Below are 19,433 nucleotides of genomic sequence, written 5' to 3'. Positions count from 1 at the left end.
GCGATTTTGGCACTCAGGTATGGAGTTGATCTTTTTGGGGGTTGGCCTGCTGTTGGGTCTAGCAGTCTGGTTCTGGCAGTGGCAGCAAGTGCAACACGCTTTGGAGATGCTCCTTGAGCAGTACACCGTCCGTCCCTTCAAATCCTCACCGTGGCAACGTCTGCAGACCTTACTGAGCCAACAGCTTCAAGAACAAGAACGCTGTCGTCAGCAACTGCTGCGCTCTCAAAAGCTTGTTGAATATGCCCCCATTGCCTACTTTGAGGTGGATGAAGCTGATTGCGTGGTCTGCTGTAACGCGGCGGCGCGATCGCTCTTCGGTTGTGCCCATCCCCAAGGTCGCCTTTTTCTAGAACTGGTGCGCTCCTATGAATTGGACTGTCTTATCGAGGAGGTGCGCCAAGGGCAAACCATGAGGGAGCAGGAATGGCTCTATGCCTACCTGACACCGACAGGACAAACCAAGCGCAAACCCCTGCGGGCACGGGGACTTTTCCTTGGCGAGGGGCATGTCGGTGTGTTCATTGAGGACTGCGAAGAGGTAGTGCGGTTGCGGGATGAGCGCGATCGCTGGGCAGCGGATGTTGCCCATGAATTAAAAACCCCCCTAACATCCTTGCGCCTTGTTGCTGAAACCCTGCAACAACGGGTACCGCAGTCCCTACGGGATTGGGTTGATCGCCTCCTTGAGGAAATTATTCGCCTCAGTCTCCTCGTCCAAGAACTCCTAGAATTAAACCGCCTCAGCCACACGTCCGCCGATAGCCTAGAGCGACACCCCCTCGACCTTATCCAACTCATTGACACCGCATGGCAATCCCTCGCCCCCCTCGCTGAGGCCAAAAACATTCGCCACGAGTACACTGGTCCAGAGCAATTTCCCTACTGCGGGAATGAATCGCAACTGTTTCGGCTCCTAGTCAATCTCTACGACAACGCCATTAAATACGGTCCTGTGAGCGGTCGAGTCCTGACGCGGCTGCTGAGCGATCGCGAAGGAGGCTATCTTTGCCTTGAAGTTATTGATACGGGCAGTGGCTTTCCCCCCAAGGACTTGCCCCATGTGTTTGAGCGGTTTTATCGGGCACAGGCACGGCGGCATCGCTTTGTCATTCCCACCGACAGTGAAGGGCGCATGCCCCCTATTGGCAGTGGCAGTGGGTTGGGGTTAGCCATTGCCCGCCAAATTGTGGAGTGCCACGGGGGCTATATGCAGGCTGCCAATCATCCGCAGTATGGGGGAGCATGGCTGCGAATTTATCTGCCGCTGACCTCGCCTTAGTTTTCTATAATTCCTGAGCAATCCAGCGATCGCGCCCCAGTGCTTTGGCCTCGTAGAGGCACTTGTCAGCTAAATCTAACAACATTGATGGTGTACGCTCAGGGCTGGGTAAGGTGGTCGCAATGCCAAAACTTGCTGTCAATTGGGGGCGGACTGTACTTTTGGCGTGGCTGATATTGGCCTCCGCCAAGGCATGTTGTACTTGTTCAACAATATGGATGGCTCCGGCTTGATCCGTACTGGGCAAAAGCAGTGCAAACTCTTCACCGCCAAAACGGCTCGCCAAATCGCCTGCCCGCCGCAGATGACTCTCTAAAATTTGCGCCACCTGTTTGAGAACTTGATCCCCCTGCAAGTGGCCATAGTAATCGTTATAGGCCTTAAAACAGTCAATATCCAGTATCACCAAGCTCAGGGGCTGTTGCTCCCGCTGACAGCGTCGCCACTCCTTTGCAAAGAGTTCATCAAAGCAACGGCGATTGCCAATGTCCGTGAGGCCATCCAGATAGACCATCTGCTGCAAATTGGCATTGGCCACTTCCAACGCCTGATACATCTCTGCCTGTTGTAATGCCACCGTCAACGGTTCCGCAATACGTTGCAATAGGAACAATTCCTCCCGTTGCCAGAGGCGAGGGGCACGACAATGGTGGGCAATTAACAGTCCCCACAAGTGCTGACCCTGCAGGAGAGGAACGACAAGATTAGCCTGAACTTGTAGGCTAACCATGAGTTCACGGTAGCAATCTTGCAATTGGGCTTGGCTAACATCACTGATACTGAGGGTGCGGCCCTCTAAAAAGCGTTGTGCCGTTTCCTTTGTGAAACACGGATCATGGATGACTCGCCCCAACAGGGAGTACTGCGGTAATGTGGTGGCCTCCACTTCGATAATGCCGCTGCCATCCGGTAGAAAGCGGTAAATTAGCACGCGATCGCTCAGGAGCAGTTGTTGAATACTGGTTACCGCCCGCTGCAAAATGTCCTCTAATCGAATTGACTGGCGAATATCCTGAATGATTGTGCTGACAATTATTTCTCGCTCAAGGGAAGTCTTCAGCTGCTCCTGTGTGCGCTGTTGATCCGAGACATCCAAAAGAACCCCATGAAGCATTTGACTATAGGGGTCAAACTGCCCGCGATCGCTCAACCAGCGGAAACAGCCATCCCGATGTTGAATGCGATAGGTGGTACTATAGGCACGCTGTTGCTGAATCGCCTGCTCAATATCCCGTTCTGCCAAAGCCAGATCTGGTGGTGGGATAATCTGGCGCAGATCCGGCAAATCTTGGGGAAAGTAGCCAGTGAGTTGATAAATCTGATCGCTGACATAGCTAAACTGCCACAGGCGATTGCGATCGCGGCGATAGAGCGCAACAGGTAAATGATTAATGAGGGTGTTATAGCGCTGCTCACTCTCTGTAATTGCCACCGTAATTGCCTGTTGCCGCGACAGTTGCCAGCGGAGTTCCGCCGTGGCCTTATTGAGTTCCCGGGTTAGCACCTGAATCAGCCCTTGGGCTTCCGTAATGTCAATTGCCGCCAACAGATTACTTTGAGTAACAATCCCCAGCATCTGACCATCGTCGTCCACAACCACAACGCGACGGACATGATGCGCCTTAAACAAATGATTCACCTGCCATAGACTCTGATCGGGCTTCACCGTCAGCACAGGTTGGGACATGATACTGCCAACCGTTCCAGTAAGCACCCCCCCTTGGGAATGCAGTGCCTCAAAAATATCCTTTTCTGTAATGATGCCGCGTGGCAGCACACCACGGGACGTTTCCTCAGGAACCACCAAACTCGTCACACGTCGTTCAGTCATCAGGGCAGCAGCTTCCTGTAAAGAAGCCTCCGCAGCAATGGTCACCACATCGGGCACCATGACCTCAGCCACCTGCTTCATCCGTAATAGATCCACCGGACGTAGGCTCTCGCGAAAGGCTTGGCGGGTCAGTAATCCCTCAACCCCCCCTGAATAATTCACCACTGCAAGGGCATCCACCCCAAAGTAGCGAAACCGCTCCAAAACCGCTAGGGGATCATCAAGATCATTGAGGCGCAGACAATAGTCGGGTGGTAGCATAATTTTGGAGGCGGTGATCTCCTCAGGAGACATGCCTTGACCGAGGGCACGGATCACCTCCCGTTGGGTAATCAATCCCTGAAACTGTCCTTGCTCTTCTACCACCAAACCAAATCCTTGGTTGTTCTGTAACCCTCGGAGAATCTCACTGAAGGAGCCCGTTGGAGCAATCGCAACTAAGTGAGCCTGAACCAAGGCTTGTAAATTTAAGCCTGAACTCAATTGCTCCATAGTGCCTCTCTCCTGCGAAGATTTGCTATTAAGGTTGTGTCTATGAGGTTTAATTTTTCTAAAAAACAAACACGAGATTTATAAAAATTGATATCACTAATTTTGACGACCTCCACCGCAGCTTGATTATTTTAATTTTATCTCGTATAGTTCGCTAACAACATTGAAGATGTTGACAGTGCCGAACACAGCTTTTCTCTAAACAAAGGATGCGGGTCTTTTGCGTAGCGGCTTTTACAGTTTTGAGTGCCTTCGATCCAGCAATCAAGAGCTGTCAGTGGAATGTTCCGCTATTGCAGGAGAAAAGCTAGGATAGGGAATTGAATGCCTCTTATTTGCCCCATGCCATGGACTAGTCAATTACTCGATCACGAACTCGATACGTGCCTGCTACGGGTAATTGTGACTGCGGCAGCCATCTCAGGGTTGAAGTGATGAATCCAACTGCGCCTAACCTTATTTGCCCGGAGTGCGGCACTGCAAATTCTATTCACCAGGTCGAGTGTTGCCACTGTCAGGTGCCACTCCTGAAACGCTACTTGTGGGCGATTGGTTCTAGTTTGGATCACTACACTGTGGGCGAACTGGTGGGCGATCGCTATCTAGTGCAAGGCAAACACTTGCTTTTAGACCTATTGCCAGGAGAACCCGCCCCCAGTGTGGACAACACTGCCCAACTCTACCGTCCTTATCTGCGCCTATTTCCCAAGCGTCCCCATGTCCCCGAATTATTCGGTACCCTTTTCCTACCTGAGGGGGAACTGTTGCTCCTTGAGCATGTCCCCGTCAGTTGTATTGACATTGCCGATGCCAAAGTTGCCCCCGGTCTCACCCATGCTGCTCCCCTTACCCTCATCTGGGAGAAAGCCAATTTAGTGCGCCGCCTCAACTGGCTATGGCAAATCATCTCCCTTTGGCCAGCATTGGCGGCAGAAAATGTGGCTCTCACGCTACTCAATCCCCAGCTTTTGCGAGCTGAAGGTTCCCTCGTGCGACTCCTGCAACTGCAAGCGGGCAATAATCCAACCTTGGCCGACCTTGGCAAATTCTGGCAAACCCATTTCAGCTTTACTGATCAAGGGGAAAATTTTCAGCAGGCCTTCACGATCCTGTGTCAACACATGCAGCAGACTCAGGACACTCCCCCTGAATTGATTCGTGAAACCTTAGAGACACTATTTCAACAGGCTTTAGATCACTTGGGCTATGAGTATCACTACGATATTGCCAGTCGCTCCGACCAAGGGCCTAGTCGCACTCGCAATGAGGACAAGTGTTTTCCCGACTATTATCTAACGAACCAATCACAGGTGCTTGCCTTGGTGTGTGATGGAGTTGGGGGGCATGAAGGGGGCGATGTCGCTTCGGGCTTAGCTATTGACATTCTCAAGGAGACGCTAACCCCCCTTCAACTGCTGGAGATGTCCCCTGCTACGGTTGAGCAGGCCATTCAAACAGCCATTCACCGCACCAATGATGCGATCAATCAACGCAATGATACCGAGCAGCGCCACGAACGCCAGCGCATGGGAACCACAGTGGTCGGTGCCCTGATTGAACACGCCCATCTTTACCTTGCCCACATTGGCGATAGCCGTGCCTACTGGATCAACCGTTGGGGCTGCTACCAACTCACCCTTGATGACGATGTGGCTAGCCGCGATGTGCGCTTGGGGATGAGTACCTACCATCAAGCCCTCGAACTTCCCTATGGTGGTTCTTTGGTGCAAGCTTTGGGCATGGCGCCCTCCCAGCATCTACACCCCACGGTTCAACGCTTTTTGCTGGATGAGGAGGGGATTCTTTTGCTGTGTTCCGATGGCCTCAGTGATTTTAACCGTGTCGAAACCTACTGGCGGCAGTACCTCCTGCCGGTGCTCCAAGGTCAGCTTTCCCTGACTGTTGCAGCCGAGCAACTCATTGATCTTGCCAATCACCTCAACGGCCATGACAATGTGACAGTGGTGCTTATTCACTGTCGGGTGAAGAATGCAGCGGGTGTCATTGACTTGGATTACAGCGATATTGTCTGTCAAGGGGCGTTGCCAGAGGTAACAGACATTACAATGAACCACGTCGCCCCACCACAACCATCGGAACGGGAGTTAACGGTTTCCCAAATTGGGATCCCCCCCAAACCGCAGCCAACTCAAACGTCTCGTCTCCAAGCGTGGCTGCTGCTGCTGATTGCTGTGGGCATTGCCGCTGCTGCCCTTGGTTTTCTTGCTGTTGTCACTTCTATAAATCGCTCTACGGAGGGTGTAGAGTCATCCCCTTCACCCTTGATTACCCCCCAATGATGCCTAATCCTGCTGATTTTTGCCTCAACGCCTACGACTATCACCTACCCCCAGAGCGGATTGCCCAACACCCTGTTTCTCCCCGCGATCATTGTCGCCTGATGGTGGTGGCAAAGAATACCGCCACGGATCACTTTTTCTATGAGCTACCGCAACTATTGCAACCGGGGGATCTGCTCGTGCTCAACGATACACGGGTAATTCCAGCACGGCTAATTGGGCAAAAAGTTGGTGGCTCTGGCCGCACTGTTGAGGTGTTTCTCCTCGAAGAATTGAGCGATCGCCAGTGGTTGGCCTTGGTGAAGCCCGGTCGAAAATTGCCCCCTGGGACAGTGATTCAAATCGGCACGCTGCAAGCAACGGTACAAGCTATTGATGAAAAGACCCGAGGCCGAGTGATTGAATTCGATCTGGCGGCGGGCGATCGCCTGTGGTCATACCTCGATCAACTGGGGAAAGTGCCCCTACCTCCCTACATTGACAACCCCATCGAGGATGCCGAGCAATACCAGACCGTCTATGCCCGCCGTCCTGGAGCCGTAGCTGCACCAACCGCTGGCTTGCACTTTACCCCCGAACTGTTTAGCAAGTTAGCCTATCGCGGTATTGATCACTGTTTTCTGACGCTCCATGTGGGCATTGGCACCTTTCGCCCCGTTGAGGCTCAGGATATTCGCCATCACCATCTCCACGAAGAATGGATTGAGGTACCGGCTACCACTGTCGAGCGGATTCAGGCCGCCAAAGCTGCCGGGGGACGGATCATTGCCGTCGGCACCACCGTTATTCGCGCCCTAGAGACAGCAGCTCAATCAGGCACCCTTCAACCCTTTTGTGGCAAGAGTGATCTCTATATCTATCCGGGGTACCAGCCCAAAATTGTCGAGGGCTTCATTACCAACTTTCACCTGCCTCGCTCCAGCTTGATGCTACTTGTGAGTGCCTTTATTGGTTGCAAACGGCTACTTGAGTTGTACCAGCAAGCCATTGATCGTCAGTACCGCTTCTATTCCTTTGGCGATGCCATGCTGATTTTGCCTAGCGCTTGCCACAATCCCATTTGAGTGTGCTATCTTAAAACCAGTTGTTTTGCCAATTACCGTTCAGGGAGATGGAGGTGATGCCCATGGCAGATAGTAGTAAACGCTTGGGTCGTCGTTTTGGAGTAGTTCAGCTCTAGGGAAGAGTTGTTCTCCATCGGTTGATTTGAAATCGACATCTAGGAGGCTACTTCTCCTAGCAGTTGATACCCACGATAACCACCAGACCGCTCCTAAGGCCTTCCTTAGGAGCGGATGGCTTTTTAGGGGCATGCCTTAGCCTTTAAGCAATTTTGAGCAATAGTATAGTTTTATGGTTAAGCATTAAAAAATATTTCAGATTCTTGGTTGCTCATGGGGTGGCGGTCTATAGTAGGGGCAACCGGAACGTCGCCATTGTTGGCCAAGTCAGGAAAATCCGTTGAGAGCAAACAACGACTAATAATGGTGGACTCTGGAACTGTTGCGTTCTGAGAGCAGCCATGGCCGTTCAACTCCTACCCCAAAACCCGCGGCAGAAAACTCCGCGCTTACATCCCATTAGTGGTACTAAGCTGCTGCTCGTTGTGCTATTGAACCTTTTCATTGCCGGCTATGTCTTTTGGGCCTACCGCAGTGCCCATGAGCATCAGCTCCCGACCCAGCGCAATCCGATCTTCCAGAAGCTGCGTTCTCGTTAGACTTGCCCTAGGCAAATTGCAACGATATAATGAAGGGTTGCTGTCTTTTTTTCAATGGGCATGAAATCCTATCTCGCTGCCGCACTGCAAATGACCAGCCAACCCAACCTTGAGGCGAATCTGGCTCAGGCAGAGGAATTGATTGAATTGGCAGTGAGACGGGGGGCAGAATTAATTGGTTTGCCAGAAAATTTTTCCTTTCTCGGGGATGATGGCGAGAAAGTTGCCCAAGCGGCAACGATTGCCGAGCGTACTGAGGCCTTTTTGAAACGCGTGGCTCAGCGATTTCAGATTACCCTGGTGGGGGGTGGCTACCCAGTACCGGCAACTGAAGGTAAAGTCTATAACACAGCGGTACTCATTGGCCCAACAGGGGAAGAATTGAGCCGTTACCAAAAGGTGCATTTATTTGATGTTGATTTGCCCGATGGCAATATCTACCACGAATCGGGAACAGTGCTGGCCGGACGGCAATTGCCTTCTGTCTATCCCAGTAAGGAACTGGGGAATATTGGCTTGTCGGTGTGCTATGATGTTCGCTTTCCAGAACTTTACCGCGCGCTCTCCCAAGCGGGAGCAACGGTGCTGTTTGTGCCGGCTGCCTTTACGGCTTTTACGGGTAAAGATCACTGGCAGATTCTCCTGCAAGCCCGGGCGATCGAAAATACTTGCTATGTGATTGCACCGGCGCAGACGGGAATTCATTATGGACGGCGGCAAACCCACGGCCATGCCCTGATTGTCGATCCTTGGGGAACCATCCTCGCAGATGCGGGCGATCGCCCCGGTGTGGCGATTGCCGCCATTGAACCCAGCCGCCTTGAACAGGTACGCCAACAGATGCCCTGTCTGCAACATCGCGTCTTTTTCTAGTCCTACAAATTGTGAAATAAGTGAAATAAATCGTAACATCGCATACAGCAGCGGGGAGTTTCCTACGCTATCGTAGAACCATAGGTGAATCCTTACCCTCACTCCAAACCAATTAGGAGCGTATCTATGGACAGCGTTACGGTTTCCCAGCCGCAAGCCTCCCCTGAGGTTTGGAACTCGCTAAAGCGGGCGATCGCCCACAGTTCAGGGTTTCAGCGTTGGCTGAGTGAAAAGCAAGCCAGTGTGCTCCTTGAGCAGCCCACCGATCTGGAGGCGTGTGTTACCGCTTACTTGCGTCAGGCTCTTGAAACCCTTGCCTACTAGCATTGCGTCAAAATTGTCTTGTGAAGTGTTCTCCGGTTTGTCGGTGCAGAGGCAGCCTACTGACTTTTTGCATTCCCTCTCCCTGCGGAAGTGGGATTTTTTATTGCCGGAAAGAGCGATCGCCCCAACAAAGGCCTACGTTCACGGTTTCTTGGTTATAGTGGAAAGTGCCAGCCCCCAAGGTGCATATGATTGAAGGGCCATGGATTCATAAATTTATTGTCTCCAATGGCATCCGTCTCCACTATGTCACTCAAGGAGAAGGGGAGTTGGTGCTGTTGCTCCATGGCTTTCCGGAGTTTTGGTACTCTTGGCGACATCAAATTCCCGTATTGGCAGACAAACACAAAGTTGTTGCCCTGGATTTGCGCGGCTATAATCTCAGCGATAAACCCCAAGATAGCGCCAGCTACGTTCTTGATGAGTTAATCCTTGATATTGTCGGTGTCATAGACGGCCTGGGTTATCGCCGCTGTCATTTAGTGGGGCACGATTGGGGAGGAATGGTGGCTTGGGGAGTAGCTGACACTGTCCCTGAGCGGATTCAAACCCTGAGTATCTTGGCTTGCCCCCACCCTGCCAAGTTTCAGCAGTTCAGTTGGGAGCAATGGCTGCGCAGTAGCTATATGCTGCTCTTTCAGTTGCCGTGGCTACCCGAAGTCCTTTTGGAATGGGGGGGCTATGGAGCGATCGCCCAAATCTTTCACTGGGCAGCGGTGAACCAGCAGGCCATTCGACCCGCCGACTTGGCGCTCTATCAAGATGCTGCCGCCCAGCGGGGTGCCCTCTCAGGCATGCTGAACTACTACCGTGCCGGGCTACAAAGCCTCTGGCGTCGCCAGTGGGGAATTCTCGATGTGCCGACATTGATGCTCTGGGGGCGGCAAGACCCCATCCTCGGCATTGAACTCACCTATGGCACAGAAGCCTATGTCAAGGAGTTAAAAATTCAATACTTGGACTACTGTGGCCACTTCGTGCAGCAGGAGCAACCCGATCTGGTGAATGAGTATTTGCTGGAGTGGTTAGAGATTCTTTCAGCTCCCTTAAATTAGTCGCCGCAATTCGGTTACCTGGTCAGCGATCGCCAACAAGGATGCTGGCATTTCAGGTCCGGTCAATATAACATCGAGAGTACGTGGGCGATGCTCCAAGAAATTCAGAACCTCAGCTTCACTCAGCAGCCCCAATTGGACGGCCACACTCACCTCATCTAGAACGACCAAGCGATACTGTCCCCCTTGCACCGTCACTTGCAGATGTTCCCAAAGCTGACGAACGGCAGCCTGTTCTTCAGGGGTGATGGTCTGTGCATCCCCCAAACAACGTTGGAAAGCGGGTCGCCACCAAGTCAAATGTTGCCCCAACTGAATCGGGTGCTCAATTCCCGTTTGAATTCCCCCTTTCAGGAACTGTACAACCAATACGCCACTGCCCTGAGCGGCCACCCGCAACGCCTGCGCCATGACGGTGGTGAAAAAGTGTCGCTGCGGACAGGTAAACACCTGCACCACTCCCTCAATGCCATAGGTTAAGGGCAAACTTGCCTCAGAGACGGAAACCGAGAGTTGTGCCACCATAGTGTTCCTGTCTAGTCAATAAAGAGCAACGACCCACGAGGGGTTATACATCTAGTGTAGTGTGCCATGATTTAACCCTAGTGAACACTAGATATACATGGCCGTCAAGGGGGCAGAGGATCGGTTATCTTAAAACAATGTGACTGTTACGGAGGATGCCGCTATGCCCGCAACACAAGCCCTTGATGCTGAGGCACTCTTTCGCGCCGCCTATGAAAATCGTTACACATGGGATGAGAATTTTCCCGGCTTTACGGCTAAGGTCACGCTCATTGAGGGCGATCGCCAATATCAAGGGCAAGTCAAAGTGAGCCGCGACTACAGTGTTGAAGTTAGTGGCATTGAAGACGAACAAGTGCGCGAATCCCTTTACAACCAACTGCGGGATGTGATTGTGCACCGCAAGCGCAACAGTTTTGAAGCTGCCCATGGCAAAAACACCTTCCAGGTTGGGGAAACCGACGCCAGTGGTGCCGTGGAGATCTGCGTCAGCGGCGACGCCATGGGGTCTAACTACAAAGTGCGGGACAATCAAATTGTCTATGTCAGCCGTGTGATGGGTCGGGTTGCCTTTGCCATTACCCACCGCGCAGCCCTCGATACCGGCTCAGGCTACATTTCTACTAACTATGTGGCTGTTTTTCGCAATCCGCAAACCAACGAAGTGCTGCGACAAATGGAGTTTGAGGATACCTACGTGCCCGTGGGCAATTACTACCTGATGAGTCGGCAGGTGGTGCACACCCATGAAAATGGCCAAACCAGCACCGTGGAAATCCATTTTGATGACCTGCAACTTTTAGCCGACTAAGCGTGGAAATCACATTTCTAGGCACAAGTTCCGGGGTACCGACCCGCACGCGCAATGTTTCCAGTGTTGCCCTGCGGCTCCCCCAGCGCAAGGAAATTTGGCTCTTTGACTGCGGTGAGGCCACCCAGCACCAATTGCTGCGCAGCAACTTACGCACCAGCCAGATCCGCCGTATTTTTATTAGCCACATGCACGGTGATCACATCTTTGGGCTGATGGGCTTGCTGGCCAGTTGTGGCCTAGCAGGAACTGTCAGTCAAATTGATGTCTATGGCCCAGCGACTTTGGATCGCTACATTGCGAGTTGTTTGCGCTGGTCAGCAATGCGGCTTCCCTACAAGTTGCAAGTGCATACGGTGGAGCCAGGGGAAGTCTTCAGCGATGGCGAGTTTACGGTGACCTGTCGGCTGCTGCAGCATCGGGTACCCGCCTTTGGCTACCGCGTCACTGAGAGCGATCGCCCCGGTCGCTTTCACGTGGAAAAAGCCCAAGCTCTAGGGATTCCCTTTGGTCCACTGTATGGTCAACTCAAGCAGGGAAAAACCATTACCCTTGAAGATGGCCGCACGTTTGATGGCCGCGACTTCTGCGATCCACCACAGCGGGGGCGCAGTATGGTCTATTGCACAGATACAGTCTTTTGTGAGAGTGCCGTTGAATTGGCTCAGCAGGCAGATGTGCTTATCCATGAGGCGACGTTTTCTCATCAGGAGGCAGAACTAGCCTTTGCGCGGCTGCATTCCACCTCGACAATGGCGGCTCAGGTGGCGGCCTTTGCCCAAGTGAAATTGCTTTTTCTTACCCACTTTAGCGCCCGCTACGCTCCCGGCAATCCGCTCCAGGTGGAGGATCTGCTTGCGGAAGCACAAGCCATTTTCCCCAATACCCGCTTGGCGCGCGATTTTCTCCACTATGAAATTCGCCGGGGTGAGGAGCCTCCCCAAGACAATCCAACCATCGTTGCTGCGCCAGCGAAAGGGGATGAACTCATCAATCGGGGTGAGGAGAAAACGGTTGCTATTGCTCAGGAAACTTCGCCAGCGATCGCCATCAACCGTGCCACCCGCCAACAAATGCAGCAGAAACTCGGAATTGATGCTGTTACAGCCAATGCAATTTTGGAGCGGCGGCGGCAGCAAAAATTCACCTGCTTGGAGGAACTCGAACGCCTCTATCCCCAGGTGGCATGGGACACGCTAAACGTGCACTTCTAAAGATTGACGCTTTTGAGTGTTACAGAATATCAAGCAATGCAAGAGCTGGTCATGGGGATGATTGCGGGAGAAATTCAAGTCCTCTTTCAGATTCAGCGGTTTGGCAGCAAAAAGGAGCTAGGGAATCATCGGTTACAATTGGCTTAAGGGACTGGATTTTACGACAGTTCCACCATTGGTTTTTGGAGCTGCTCCTGCCCATGCAATTATATTTCGACTATGGCGCGACGACCCCCTGTCGAGCGGAAGCTATTGCGGCCATGGTGGCGGCCTATCAGCAGCAGTGGGGCAATCCATCAAGTATTCACGAGTGGGGGCAACGTTCGGCAATTGCCCTTGAGCAGGCACGGATGCAGGTGGCGGCACTGATTCACGCCCAGGCGGATGAGATTATTTTTACCTCTGGGGGCACAGAAGCAAACAATCTTGCCCTGTGGGGAGTCTGCCAGCGCTACCGCCAACCCCAGCATCTAATTATTTCCGCGGTCGAGCATTCTGCGGTGGCTAAACCGGCTGCTGCCCTTGAAGCTCAAGGCTGGCAAGTGACCCGCTTACCAGTTAATCATTGGGGACAGGTGGAACCCGCCCAACTGCGGCAGGCGCTGCAATCGAACACGGTCTTGGTCTCCATTATCTACGGCCAGAGTGAGGTGGGCACGCTCCAACCCATTGCTGAGCTGGCGGCTATTTGCCAAGAAGCCGGCGTCCTCTTGCATACGGATGCGGTGCAAGTGGCAGGACGCGTTCCCTTGGATGTGCAGCGGTTAGGAGTGGATTTACTCTCGCTGTCCAGTCATAAAATTTACGGCCCTCAGGGGGCAGGGGCACTGTATGTGCGATCGGGGGTGCCCCTAGAACCACTCTTGCGGGGCGGTGGGCAGGAACTTGGCCTCAGGGCAGGAACACAGGCAGTGCCGACCCTCGTGGGTTTTGGAGTAGCGGCGGAATGGGCAGCGACTGAACTGGCAACAGAACCAATGCGCCTTGCCCAACTGCGCGATCGCCTGTGGCAGCAGTTGCAGGATCATCCCCAAGTGGAACGCACCGGGCACCCTTGGCAGCGATTGCCCCATCACCTGAGTTTAATTGTGCGCGATCGCCACGGCCAGCCCTTGAATGGAAAAACATTTGTGCGGCAACTGAACCTAGCGGGCATTGGTATGAGTGCCGGTTCTGCCTGTCAAAGCGGCCAAACTCAACCCAGTCCCACCCTTTTGGCCATGGGTTATGATCCGGAAACTGCTAAAGCGGGAATTCGCATTACCTTGGGGCGAGAGACCACGGCTGCCGATGTGGATTGGTTAGCCATGGTGCTGCGGCAATATCTGCGAGGGGCGATCGCGCCTCCTCTAGCGGTGTCTATTTCTTAGGGGTCATCAATGGTGTGGGCGGCATTATCTGCACAGGGGACTTGGGCACTGGCTAGCTACGGCGTGGTTGCCACCCTGATTCTGCTATGGACGATTCTGCGATCGCTGCGATACCCCTCGCAAAAGGCCACTCTCGAAGCCAAATTGGCAAGGCTGCAAGATCACTGCGATCAACTCCAACAACAACTTCAGGCAACAGTGGCAGAAAATCAACAATTACAGACAGAGCGCGATTACTGGCAACAGCAACATCAAGCCCTCAGTCATCAACTCACCACCCTAGAAACGACCTATCACCAACTGGAAATGAATCTTCAACGCCTTGAACAGGAGCGCGATCGCCTACAACAAGCACTGCAACAGCCCGCCGACTGGTGGCAAGAAATAACAAAAAACTATCAAAGTTGGTGGGAAAGTTTACCCTTTATTCCCCACGAGGATACCAGCAGCCAATCCTAGGACAACCGCTCGATGGGCAATGGCGGATAAAAGAGGTAGCCTTGGCCATAGCGACAACCGAGCTCAATTAATTGGGCGGCTTGGGTCGCCGTTTCCACCCCCTCTGCCACTACATCTAAACGCAGACTTTTGCCTAGGGCAATCACAGCACCAATAATTTCCTGTGCCGCTTGGCTCTTCTCTAAGCTCTGGACAAAGGAGCGATCGATTTTCAGGGCATGGATTGGCAATTGATGCAACCGACTCAGGGAGGAATAGCCCGTGCCAAAGTCATCAATGTTGAGGGCAACCCCCAGTTGTTGCAGTTCCTTGGCCACCTGCAATGTGGCTTCAAGGTTACGGATCATTGTTGTTTCCGTAATCTCCAGGTGAAGAAGATGCGGGGGCAATTGGGCACTGCGCAACGCCGCCAAAATATCACTGACAAAGTTGGCATCCACCAGTTGTTGAGGCGAGATATTAATGCCCAAGGTGATGGTCTGACGACGGCTGTCCTGTTGTCGCCACTGGCTGAATTCTTGCATGGCTCGTTCAAAGACCTGTCGGCCAAGGCTGACAATGAGACCTGCTTGCTCCGCAAGGACAATAAATTCAGCGGCAGGAATTTCGCCCTTTTCAGGATCAAACCAACGACTCAGCGCCTCAAGACCGACAATTGCCCCGCTTTGCAGCTCAATAATGGGCTGAAAATACACCTGCAACTCACTGTTGGCGATCGCCTGATGCAGTTGGCTTTCAAGGGTAAAGCAACTCTGAGCTTGGGTGTGCATTTGCGGGTCAAAGATCCGATACTGCCCCAATCCCTGTTTTTTTGCTTGATACATAGCAATGTCAGCATCCCGTAAGAGGGTAGCAGCGGAAGCAGCCCCGCGATCGCTAAAAGCCACGCCAATACTGGCACTCAAACTCAACAAATGACCATCAATAATCAGCGGTTCTTGAATGACCCGCTCTAGATCAGCGACCCGTGCTTGAGCCTGTGCCACCATTTGTTCCGGATCAAGGTCTTCACACAGCACCACAAATTCATCACCACTCAGGTGAGCTAAGGTATCCCCCTCAGGCACCACACTCTGCATCCGCTGAGCAAGGGTAATGAGCACCTGATCGCCAGCTTGGTGTCCCAAGCTATCATTAACTCGCTTAAAGCGATCAATATCAATAAAAATAACGGCAAAGGGGCGACTGCGATGGCGTTGATACTGGCGCCAACAATGCTGCAAGCGCTCTTGGAGCAAGGTGCGGTTCGGGAGTCCCGTCAGGGCATCGTGGAGGGCATCGTGAATTAACCGATCCTCCATTTCCTTGCGGCGGGTAATATCGCGCCCCACACATTGATACTCAACACAGCGGCCATGGTTGTCAAAGAAGGCGCGGGTTGTCCATTCAAACCAAGCAAAACGTCCTTCCCCAAAGGTCACACCACATTCAATCGTGCTGATGGGTTGCGTGGGGGTGAGGGCTTGCAGGTGTTGTTGAAAACGTTGCTGTGTGAGGGTATCAAAGGGGTGTTGGAGCAGATCCCCAAGGTCACAACTGATCCCTGCCTCAGCCAAATAGCGAAAGAAGGCAGGATTGCCGAAGGTCAAGTGTCCCTCAGGGGTGCAACGATAGAGCAGTTCTGTTTGTGCTTCAAGAACCCGCCGATAGCGTTCCTTTTCTTGATGCAGGGCGCTGACCAATTCGGCACGGTTGATGCCAAAGCCCAGTTGTTCCCCCAGTTGGCGGAGCAGTTCCACCTCGTCAATTGCCCAAGGTCGAGGAGAAGAGCAGTGATGGCACAGGAATAATCCCCAGAGGCGTTCCTCCTCAATAATCGGCACTACCAATAGGGCACGCACCTGCAATTGGCTGAGAAAGTCGCGATGACACTGGCGTATTTGAGCGGTGTTCATATCGGCAACTGCCAGTACCCGTCCCTGGACATAGGCTTCAGCAGACTCGCGGTGGAAGCAGGGGTCATAGAAGGTGCGGTGCATGAGGGAAAACTGCGGTGCCGCCACTGATTCAGCCACCACTTCACCCCGGCCATCAGCATAGAACTGGAAAATCAGTGTGCGATCGACCCCCAACAATTGCCGAACTTCCTCAAGAGCAGTTTTGAGAACTGTTTCCAGATCAAGGGAACGACGAATATTCAAGGTGAGGCGATGGAGAAGTTCTGCTTGGGTTTGTCGTCGTTGTAATGAAGTGGTCGAATCCACCTGAAGCGTAATATTCTGAGAGAAAACTGCCAGTCCTCGACCTGTGGGAAACACCCGCACAGCCAGCCATTGGTTTAAGCCCTGACAAAACATCTCAAATTGGCAGGGGATCTGTTCTACCATTGCCCGCCGACTTTGGCTTGCAAAAATTGAGTTGCGGGCATCGGGAAAGAGATCCCAGAGGTTTTTTCCCAGCATCTCTGAGGCGGATTTTCCTAGTAGGCGGCAAAAATTACTGTTGACATAGATAATTGTAAAGTTACGATCTACTTCAAAAAAGTGATCTGACATGCTCTCCAAAATATCGGCCACTTGGTTGTAGGCCGCTTGCAGGCGATCGCTAAATTGGCGCTGTTCTGTTACATCCCGCGCGACTCCATAGATGCGCCCTTGACTGAGAAGCCCCTGCCATTCATACCAGCGATAGGTGCCCCCTTGCGTCCGCAGGCGAATCGTGTGATTGGTGATTTGCTCTCCTGCTAGGAGGCGTTGATACACTTCTCGAGTGCAGGGGCGATCGCTGGGGTGGAGAAATTCCTCAAACTTTGCGCCTGCCAATTGATTAAGGTCATAGCCCAGGCAACTTTGCCAGTGTTGATTCACCCGCCGCAGCCGTCCCTCACTATCAGCAATCATAAATAGCTCTAAGGAGGAGCCAAAGAAGTACTCTAATTCAGCTGTTTTTTGGACAATTTCTGCTTGTAAACGGATGCGATCGCTAATGTCGCGCTGCACGCCAAAGTGGCCGATGATTTCTTTGCTCTGGTTGTAGAGGCAAACATAGTTCCCCTCCACCCAAAAGGAGCTACCATCATGGCGCTGAAGTTCAATTTCAGTGTGGAAATAGCCCAGATCAAAGAGTGCCCGCCACAGTCGTTTCGCCAGCTCAAGGTTATTCTTAAAGCAAATGCGGGGCGTTAGGCCAATGAGTTCCTCAACGGGCAGTTGATACTGTTGGGCAAAGGCACTATTGATCCGAGTCAGACGCTGATGATCGAGGGCGTACTCTAATACTTCCTCTTTGTTGACAGTGTCATCCCAGCGAATGGGACGATCCAACATCATAAAAAAACAGGCTTCAAGAGATTGCTGAAAAAAAGTTTCTAAAAGCTCTTGATTGGCTTGTAGTTCAAGTTCGAGCTGGCGGCGGCGAGTTACATCCCGCGATGTCGTCACTAAAAATAAAACATTTCCCGCCTCATCACAAATGGGGTGTGTCAGGGTTTCTAACCAAATATATCCGCCGTTTTTTTTCCGCATTCGATAGGTTTCGGTAATATTCACACTGCCTTGCAGGGCAAGGGCATGGGCACCACTGCGGATTCGTTCGGCATCCTCAGGATGAAATAATGTGTAGGGACTTTTACCAATCAGCTCCTCAGGAGAATAACCCAAAAGAGTTTTACTGGAGGGGGTCACATATAAATAGTTGCCTTCTGGTTCATGTAGGCAAATGAGATCATCTGTGTAGTTGACTAATAATTCGGTAAAGTGCTCAAATTCAGCTATGCTCATTCGCCAGAACCCACAACTTTATCTCGGCTCAAGACACTTCTGAATGCTTTATATGATAAAATCTTCACTAATCATTAGCCACTTTAGCGAACAACCGTCCTTTTCTGAAATACAGAGTCCTAGGAGTACTGAATTCTGCAACAAAACTTAATACCCTGAATGACAGGAAGTTTTGTCTCTCTATTATCGTAGCTTGCGTGGCGTTAGCCATACACCGCCGACTAAGTCTTAGTTGCAAATATCGTAATTCATCTAACGGCTTCCTTCTATAAGATGCAGGGATATCCACCAGCTCTAATAGCTTTAGAAGCAAATTTGCAATCAATACGATGTGTATCTTGTTTGCTACCTTGTTCACACCATTCCCAATCAGCCAGTCTAACAAGGAGTGCATCTCCAAAAAGTTCCATAAATTCTCAATCCCCATAGATTCATGGCCAGCCGAAACTCTGTCTTACTCTTAATACCACAAAAATAAACCACTTGATATTGGTTCTGACTCACAGCTATTCAACATTATTTTTATGTGCCCAATAAAGTTTTTATTCACTCATGGAGAAACTTCCAGCTCCCAAAGTCTCTGTCCATTATTGCCGCAGCATTCTCAGAAGTCATTTTTATATAAGGAGAGTCGCAAGGGCTGAGGTATTTGAAGATAGACTTGACAATAGCTCTAAAAGATGACACTTAAATAGACTTTTCTACATTTTTCAAGGAAGGATACGATATTTCTTCTTTTTTTGGCCTCTCAAACTATCGTTCAACACCTCTGATGGAGTCCATAACGGGAATGCGATGCTCTGCCATGGTGGCTTTCACATCTCTAAGTGGGTACGATCTATACTTGACAAATGTTTACTCACCCCCTAAAGTGCTAGGGGCAGTTGAGGTGTTTCCTAGACTGCTCGCGTTTACCTATTTTGGGAGATTTTCTTGATGGAGTCCAGTAGTAGTCACTGTAGCATTGCTTCTGCTGACCCCATCTCCGCTAATGAAGATCCCTGCCACAGGTGGAGCTTCCTTAAGGATCGCTGAGGTGAATTCAGACTTTTCGGCTGACTAGTGGCTTGAACTTCTGGTTCATCTCCGCGCGTTCCAAGGCAGTTGATCTGCAAATGGAGATGGATCACGAAGCAAGTTGCCCAATGGATATCAATCCTGTACTTAACTGACCTTGCCTCAATTGGGCTCGCGTACTCTTTTTTACTTTTCTAGCATTGAAAGCGATCGCCAGTAGTCAAGCGTTTTTCGCATTTTTATTGAGTTTATTGTGCAACTGCCCTAGATTGCTAAATTCCATTAGCAATGGGGAGTTTCTATGTTTGAAGTTTGTTTGTTAAGCAGATTGGGCGTAGTGCTGGGGATGATGCTTTGTGAAGTTTTGGGTGTTTCGGTTGATCAACTTATGATGAGAGCCTTATTCCGTGCGATGGACTGTTTGGGAGACTAGTGTGCAGT

At 51.6% G+C, this 19,433-nt stretch carries 14 protein-coding genes and 1 pseudogene; 12 read left to right on the top strand and 3 right to left on the bottom strand.

Annotated elements, in window-relative coordinates; genetic code table 11:
- The first annotated feature begins 19 nt into the window (after positions 1-19).
- On the top strand, positions 20-1,282 hold the full coding sequence (locus P3X23_RS03270; protein WP_300873110.1) for a PAS domain-containing sensor histidine kinase: 1,263 nt from the start codon (positions 20-22) through the stop codon (positions 1,280-1,282).
- 4 nt (positions 1,283-1,286) lie between these two features.
- Here P3X23_RS03270 and P3X23_RS03265 read toward each other — a convergent pair whose 3' ends face one another.
- On the bottom strand, positions 1,287-3,605 hold the full coding sequence (locus P3X23_RS03265; protein ID WP_300873108.1) for a diguanylate cyclase: 2,319 nt from the start codon (positions 3,603-3,605) through the stop codon (positions 1,287-1,289).
- A 518-nt stretch (positions 3,606-4,123) separates the two neighbouring features.
- Between P3X23_RS03265 and P3X23_RS03260 the strand changes: the two genes are divergently transcribed.
- From P3X23_RS03260 to P3X23_RS03235, 6 genes are all read left to right on the top strand, one after another.
- Positions 4,124-5,905: a PP2C family serine/threonine-protein phosphatase gene (locus P3X23_RS03260; protein WP_300873106.1), complete on the top strand. Its 1,782-nt coding sequence runs from the start codon at positions 4,124-4,126 to the stop codon at positions 5,903-5,905.
- Positions 5,905-6,969 (top strand): tRNA preQ1(34) S-adenosylmethionine ribosyltransferase-isomerase QueA, encoded by a 1,065-nt coding sequence (queA, locus tag P3X23_RS03255; RefSeq protein ID WP_300873131.1) that lies wholly within the window; start codon positions 5,905-5,907, stop codon positions 6,967-6,969. The genes P3X23_RS03260 and queA overlap by 1 nt, the downstream gene beginning before the upstream one ends.
- A gap of 458 nt (positions 6,970-7,427) precedes the next feature.
- The gene (locus tag P3X23_RS03250; protein WP_300873104.1) at positions 7,428-7,625 is read left to right on the top strand and encodes a hypothetical protein; all 198 of its coding nucleotides are present in this window, start codon (positions 7,428-7,430) and stop codon (positions 7,623-7,625) included.
- Positions 7,626-7,685: 60 nt separating this feature from the next.
- Positions 7,686-8,498 carry a carbon-nitrogen hydrolase family protein gene (locus P3X23_RS03245; RefSeq protein WP_300873102.1) on the top strand — a complete coding sequence of 271 codons (813 nt, stop codon included), beginning with the start codon at positions 7,686-7,688 and terminating at the stop codon, positions 8,496-8,498.
- Between the two features lie 126 nt (positions 8,499-8,624).
- Entirely contained in the window at positions 8,625-8,822 is a 198-nt protein-coding gene (locus P3X23_RS03240) for a hypothetical protein (RefSeq protein ID WP_300873100.1), read from the top strand.
- 188 nt (positions 8,823-9,010) lie between these two features.
- Complete coding sequence (locus tag P3X23_RS03235) at positions 9,011-9,877, top strand: alpha/beta hydrolase (protein WP_300873098.1); 867 nt, start codon at positions 9,011-9,013, stop codon at positions 9,875-9,877.
- Here the strand turns inward: P3X23_RS03235 and P3X23_RS03230 are convergent.
- Positions 9,869-10,402 carry a P-loop NTPase family protein gene (locus P3X23_RS03230; protein WP_300873095.1) on the bottom strand — a complete coding sequence of 178 codons (534 nt, stop codon included), beginning with the start codon at positions 10,400-10,402 and terminating at the stop codon, positions 9,869-9,871. The two genes, P3X23_RS03235 and P3X23_RS03230, sit on opposite strands and share 9 nt — an antisense overlap.
- Before the next feature lie 163 nt (positions 10,403-10,565).
- On the opposite strand from P3X23_RS03230, the gene P3X23_RS03225 reads away from it, so the two are divergent.
- The 5 genes and pseudogenes from P3X23_RS03225 (at position 10,566) to P3X23_RS03205 (ending at position 14,256) form a co-directional block, all read left to right on the top strand.
- Complete coding sequence (locus tag P3X23_RS03225) at positions 10,566-11,213, top strand: DUF3386 domain-containing protein (protein WP_300873094.1); 648 nt, start codon at positions 10,566-10,568, stop codon at positions 11,211-11,213.
- Positions 11,214-11,215: 2 nt separating this feature from the next.
- A pseudogene (gene rnz, locus P3X23_RS03220) lies at positions 11,216-12,151 on the top strand (ribonuclease Z); the annotation flags it as partial.
- 288 nt (positions 12,152-12,439) lie between these two features.
- Positions 12,440-12,574 (top strand): hypothetical protein, encoded by a 135-nt coding sequence (locus P3X23_RS03215; protein WP_300873092.1) that lies wholly within the window; start codon positions 12,440-12,442, stop codon positions 12,572-12,574.
- 53 nt (positions 12,575-12,627) lie between these two features.
- Complete coding sequence (locus P3X23_RS03210; protein WP_300873090.1) at positions 12,628-13,797, top strand: cysteine desulfurase family protein; 1,170 nt, start codon at positions 12,628-12,630, stop codon at positions 13,795-13,797.
- A gap of 9 nt (positions 13,798-13,806) precedes the next feature.
- Positions 13,807-14,256 (top strand): hypothetical protein, encoded by a 450-nt coding sequence (locus P3X23_RS03205; protein ID WP_300873088.1) that lies wholly within the window; start codon positions 13,807-13,809, stop codon positions 14,254-14,256.
- Here the strand turns inward: P3X23_RS03205 and P3X23_RS03200 are convergent.
- Entirely contained in the window at positions 14,253-17,975 is a 3,723-nt protein-coding gene (locus P3X23_RS03200; RefSeq protein ID WP_300873086.1) for an EAL domain-containing protein, read from the bottom strand. The genes P3X23_RS03205 and P3X23_RS03200 overlap by 4 nt on opposite strands.
- Between the last annotated feature and the right edge of the window lie 1,458 nt (positions 17,976-19,433).

Source organism: Thermosynechococcus sp. Uc, from assembly GCF_029335995.1.
In the GTDB taxonomy this organism is placed as follows: Bacteria; Cyanobacteriota; Cyanobacteriia; order Thermosynechococcales; family Thermosynechococcaceae; genus Thermosynechococcus.
Note: the sequence above shows the minus strand (reverse complement) of the source record. Positions and strands in the feature narration are given on the sequence as shown.

What these genes read in the sequence shown, in the direction of transcription:
- P3X23_RS03230 (WP_300873095.1), bottom strand. Translation starts at nt 10,402, where the DNA reads ATGGTGGCACAACTCTCGGTTTCCGTCTCTGAGGCAAGTTTGCCCTTA.
- P3X23_RS03240 (WP_300873100.1), top strand. Translation starts at nt 8,625, where the DNA reads ATGGACAGCGTTACGGTTTCCCAGCCGCAAGCCTCCCCTGAGGTTTGG.
- P3X23_RS03225 (WP_300873094.1), top strand. Translation starts at nt 10,566, where the DNA reads ATGCCCGCAACACAAGCCCTTGATGCTGAGGCACTCTTTCGCGCCGCC.
- P3X23_RS03265 (WP_300873108.1), bottom strand. Translation starts at nt 3,605, where the DNA reads ATGGAGCAATTGAGTTCAGGCTTAAATTTACAAGCCTTGGTTCAGGCT.
- P3X23_RS03200 (WP_300873086.1), bottom strand. Translation starts at nt 17,975, where the DNA reads ATGAGCATAGCTGAATTTGAGCACTTTACCGAATTATTAGTCAACTAC.
- P3X23_RS03235 (WP_300873098.1), top strand. Translation starts at nt 9,011, where the DNA reads ATGATTGAAGGGCCATGGATTCATAAATTTATTGTCTCCAATGGCATC.
- P3X23_RS03210 (WP_300873090.1), top strand. Translation starts at nt 12,628, where the DNA reads ATGCAATTATATTTCGACTATGGCGCGACGACCCCCTGTCGAGCGGAA.
- queA (WP_300873131.1), top strand. Translation starts at nt 5,905, where the DNA reads ATGCCTAATCCTGCTGATTTTTGCCTCAACGCCTACGACTATCACCTA.
- P3X23_RS03245 (WP_300873102.1), top strand. Translation starts at nt 7,686, where the DNA reads ATGAAATCCTATCTCGCTGCCGCACTGCAAATGACCAGCCAACCCAAC.
- P3X23_RS03250 (WP_300873104.1), top strand. Translation starts at nt 7,428, where the DNA reads ATGGCCGTTCAACTCCTACCCCAAAACCCGCGGCAGAAAACTCCGCGC.
- P3X23_RS03205 (WP_300873088.1), top strand. Translation starts at nt 13,807, where the DNA reads ATGGTGTGGGCGGCATTATCTGCACAGGGGACTTGGGCACTGGCTAGC.
- P3X23_RS03270 (WP_300873110.1), top strand. Translation starts at nt 20, where the DNA reads ATGGAGTTGATCTTTTTGGGGGTTGGCCTGCTGTTGGGTCTAGCAGTC.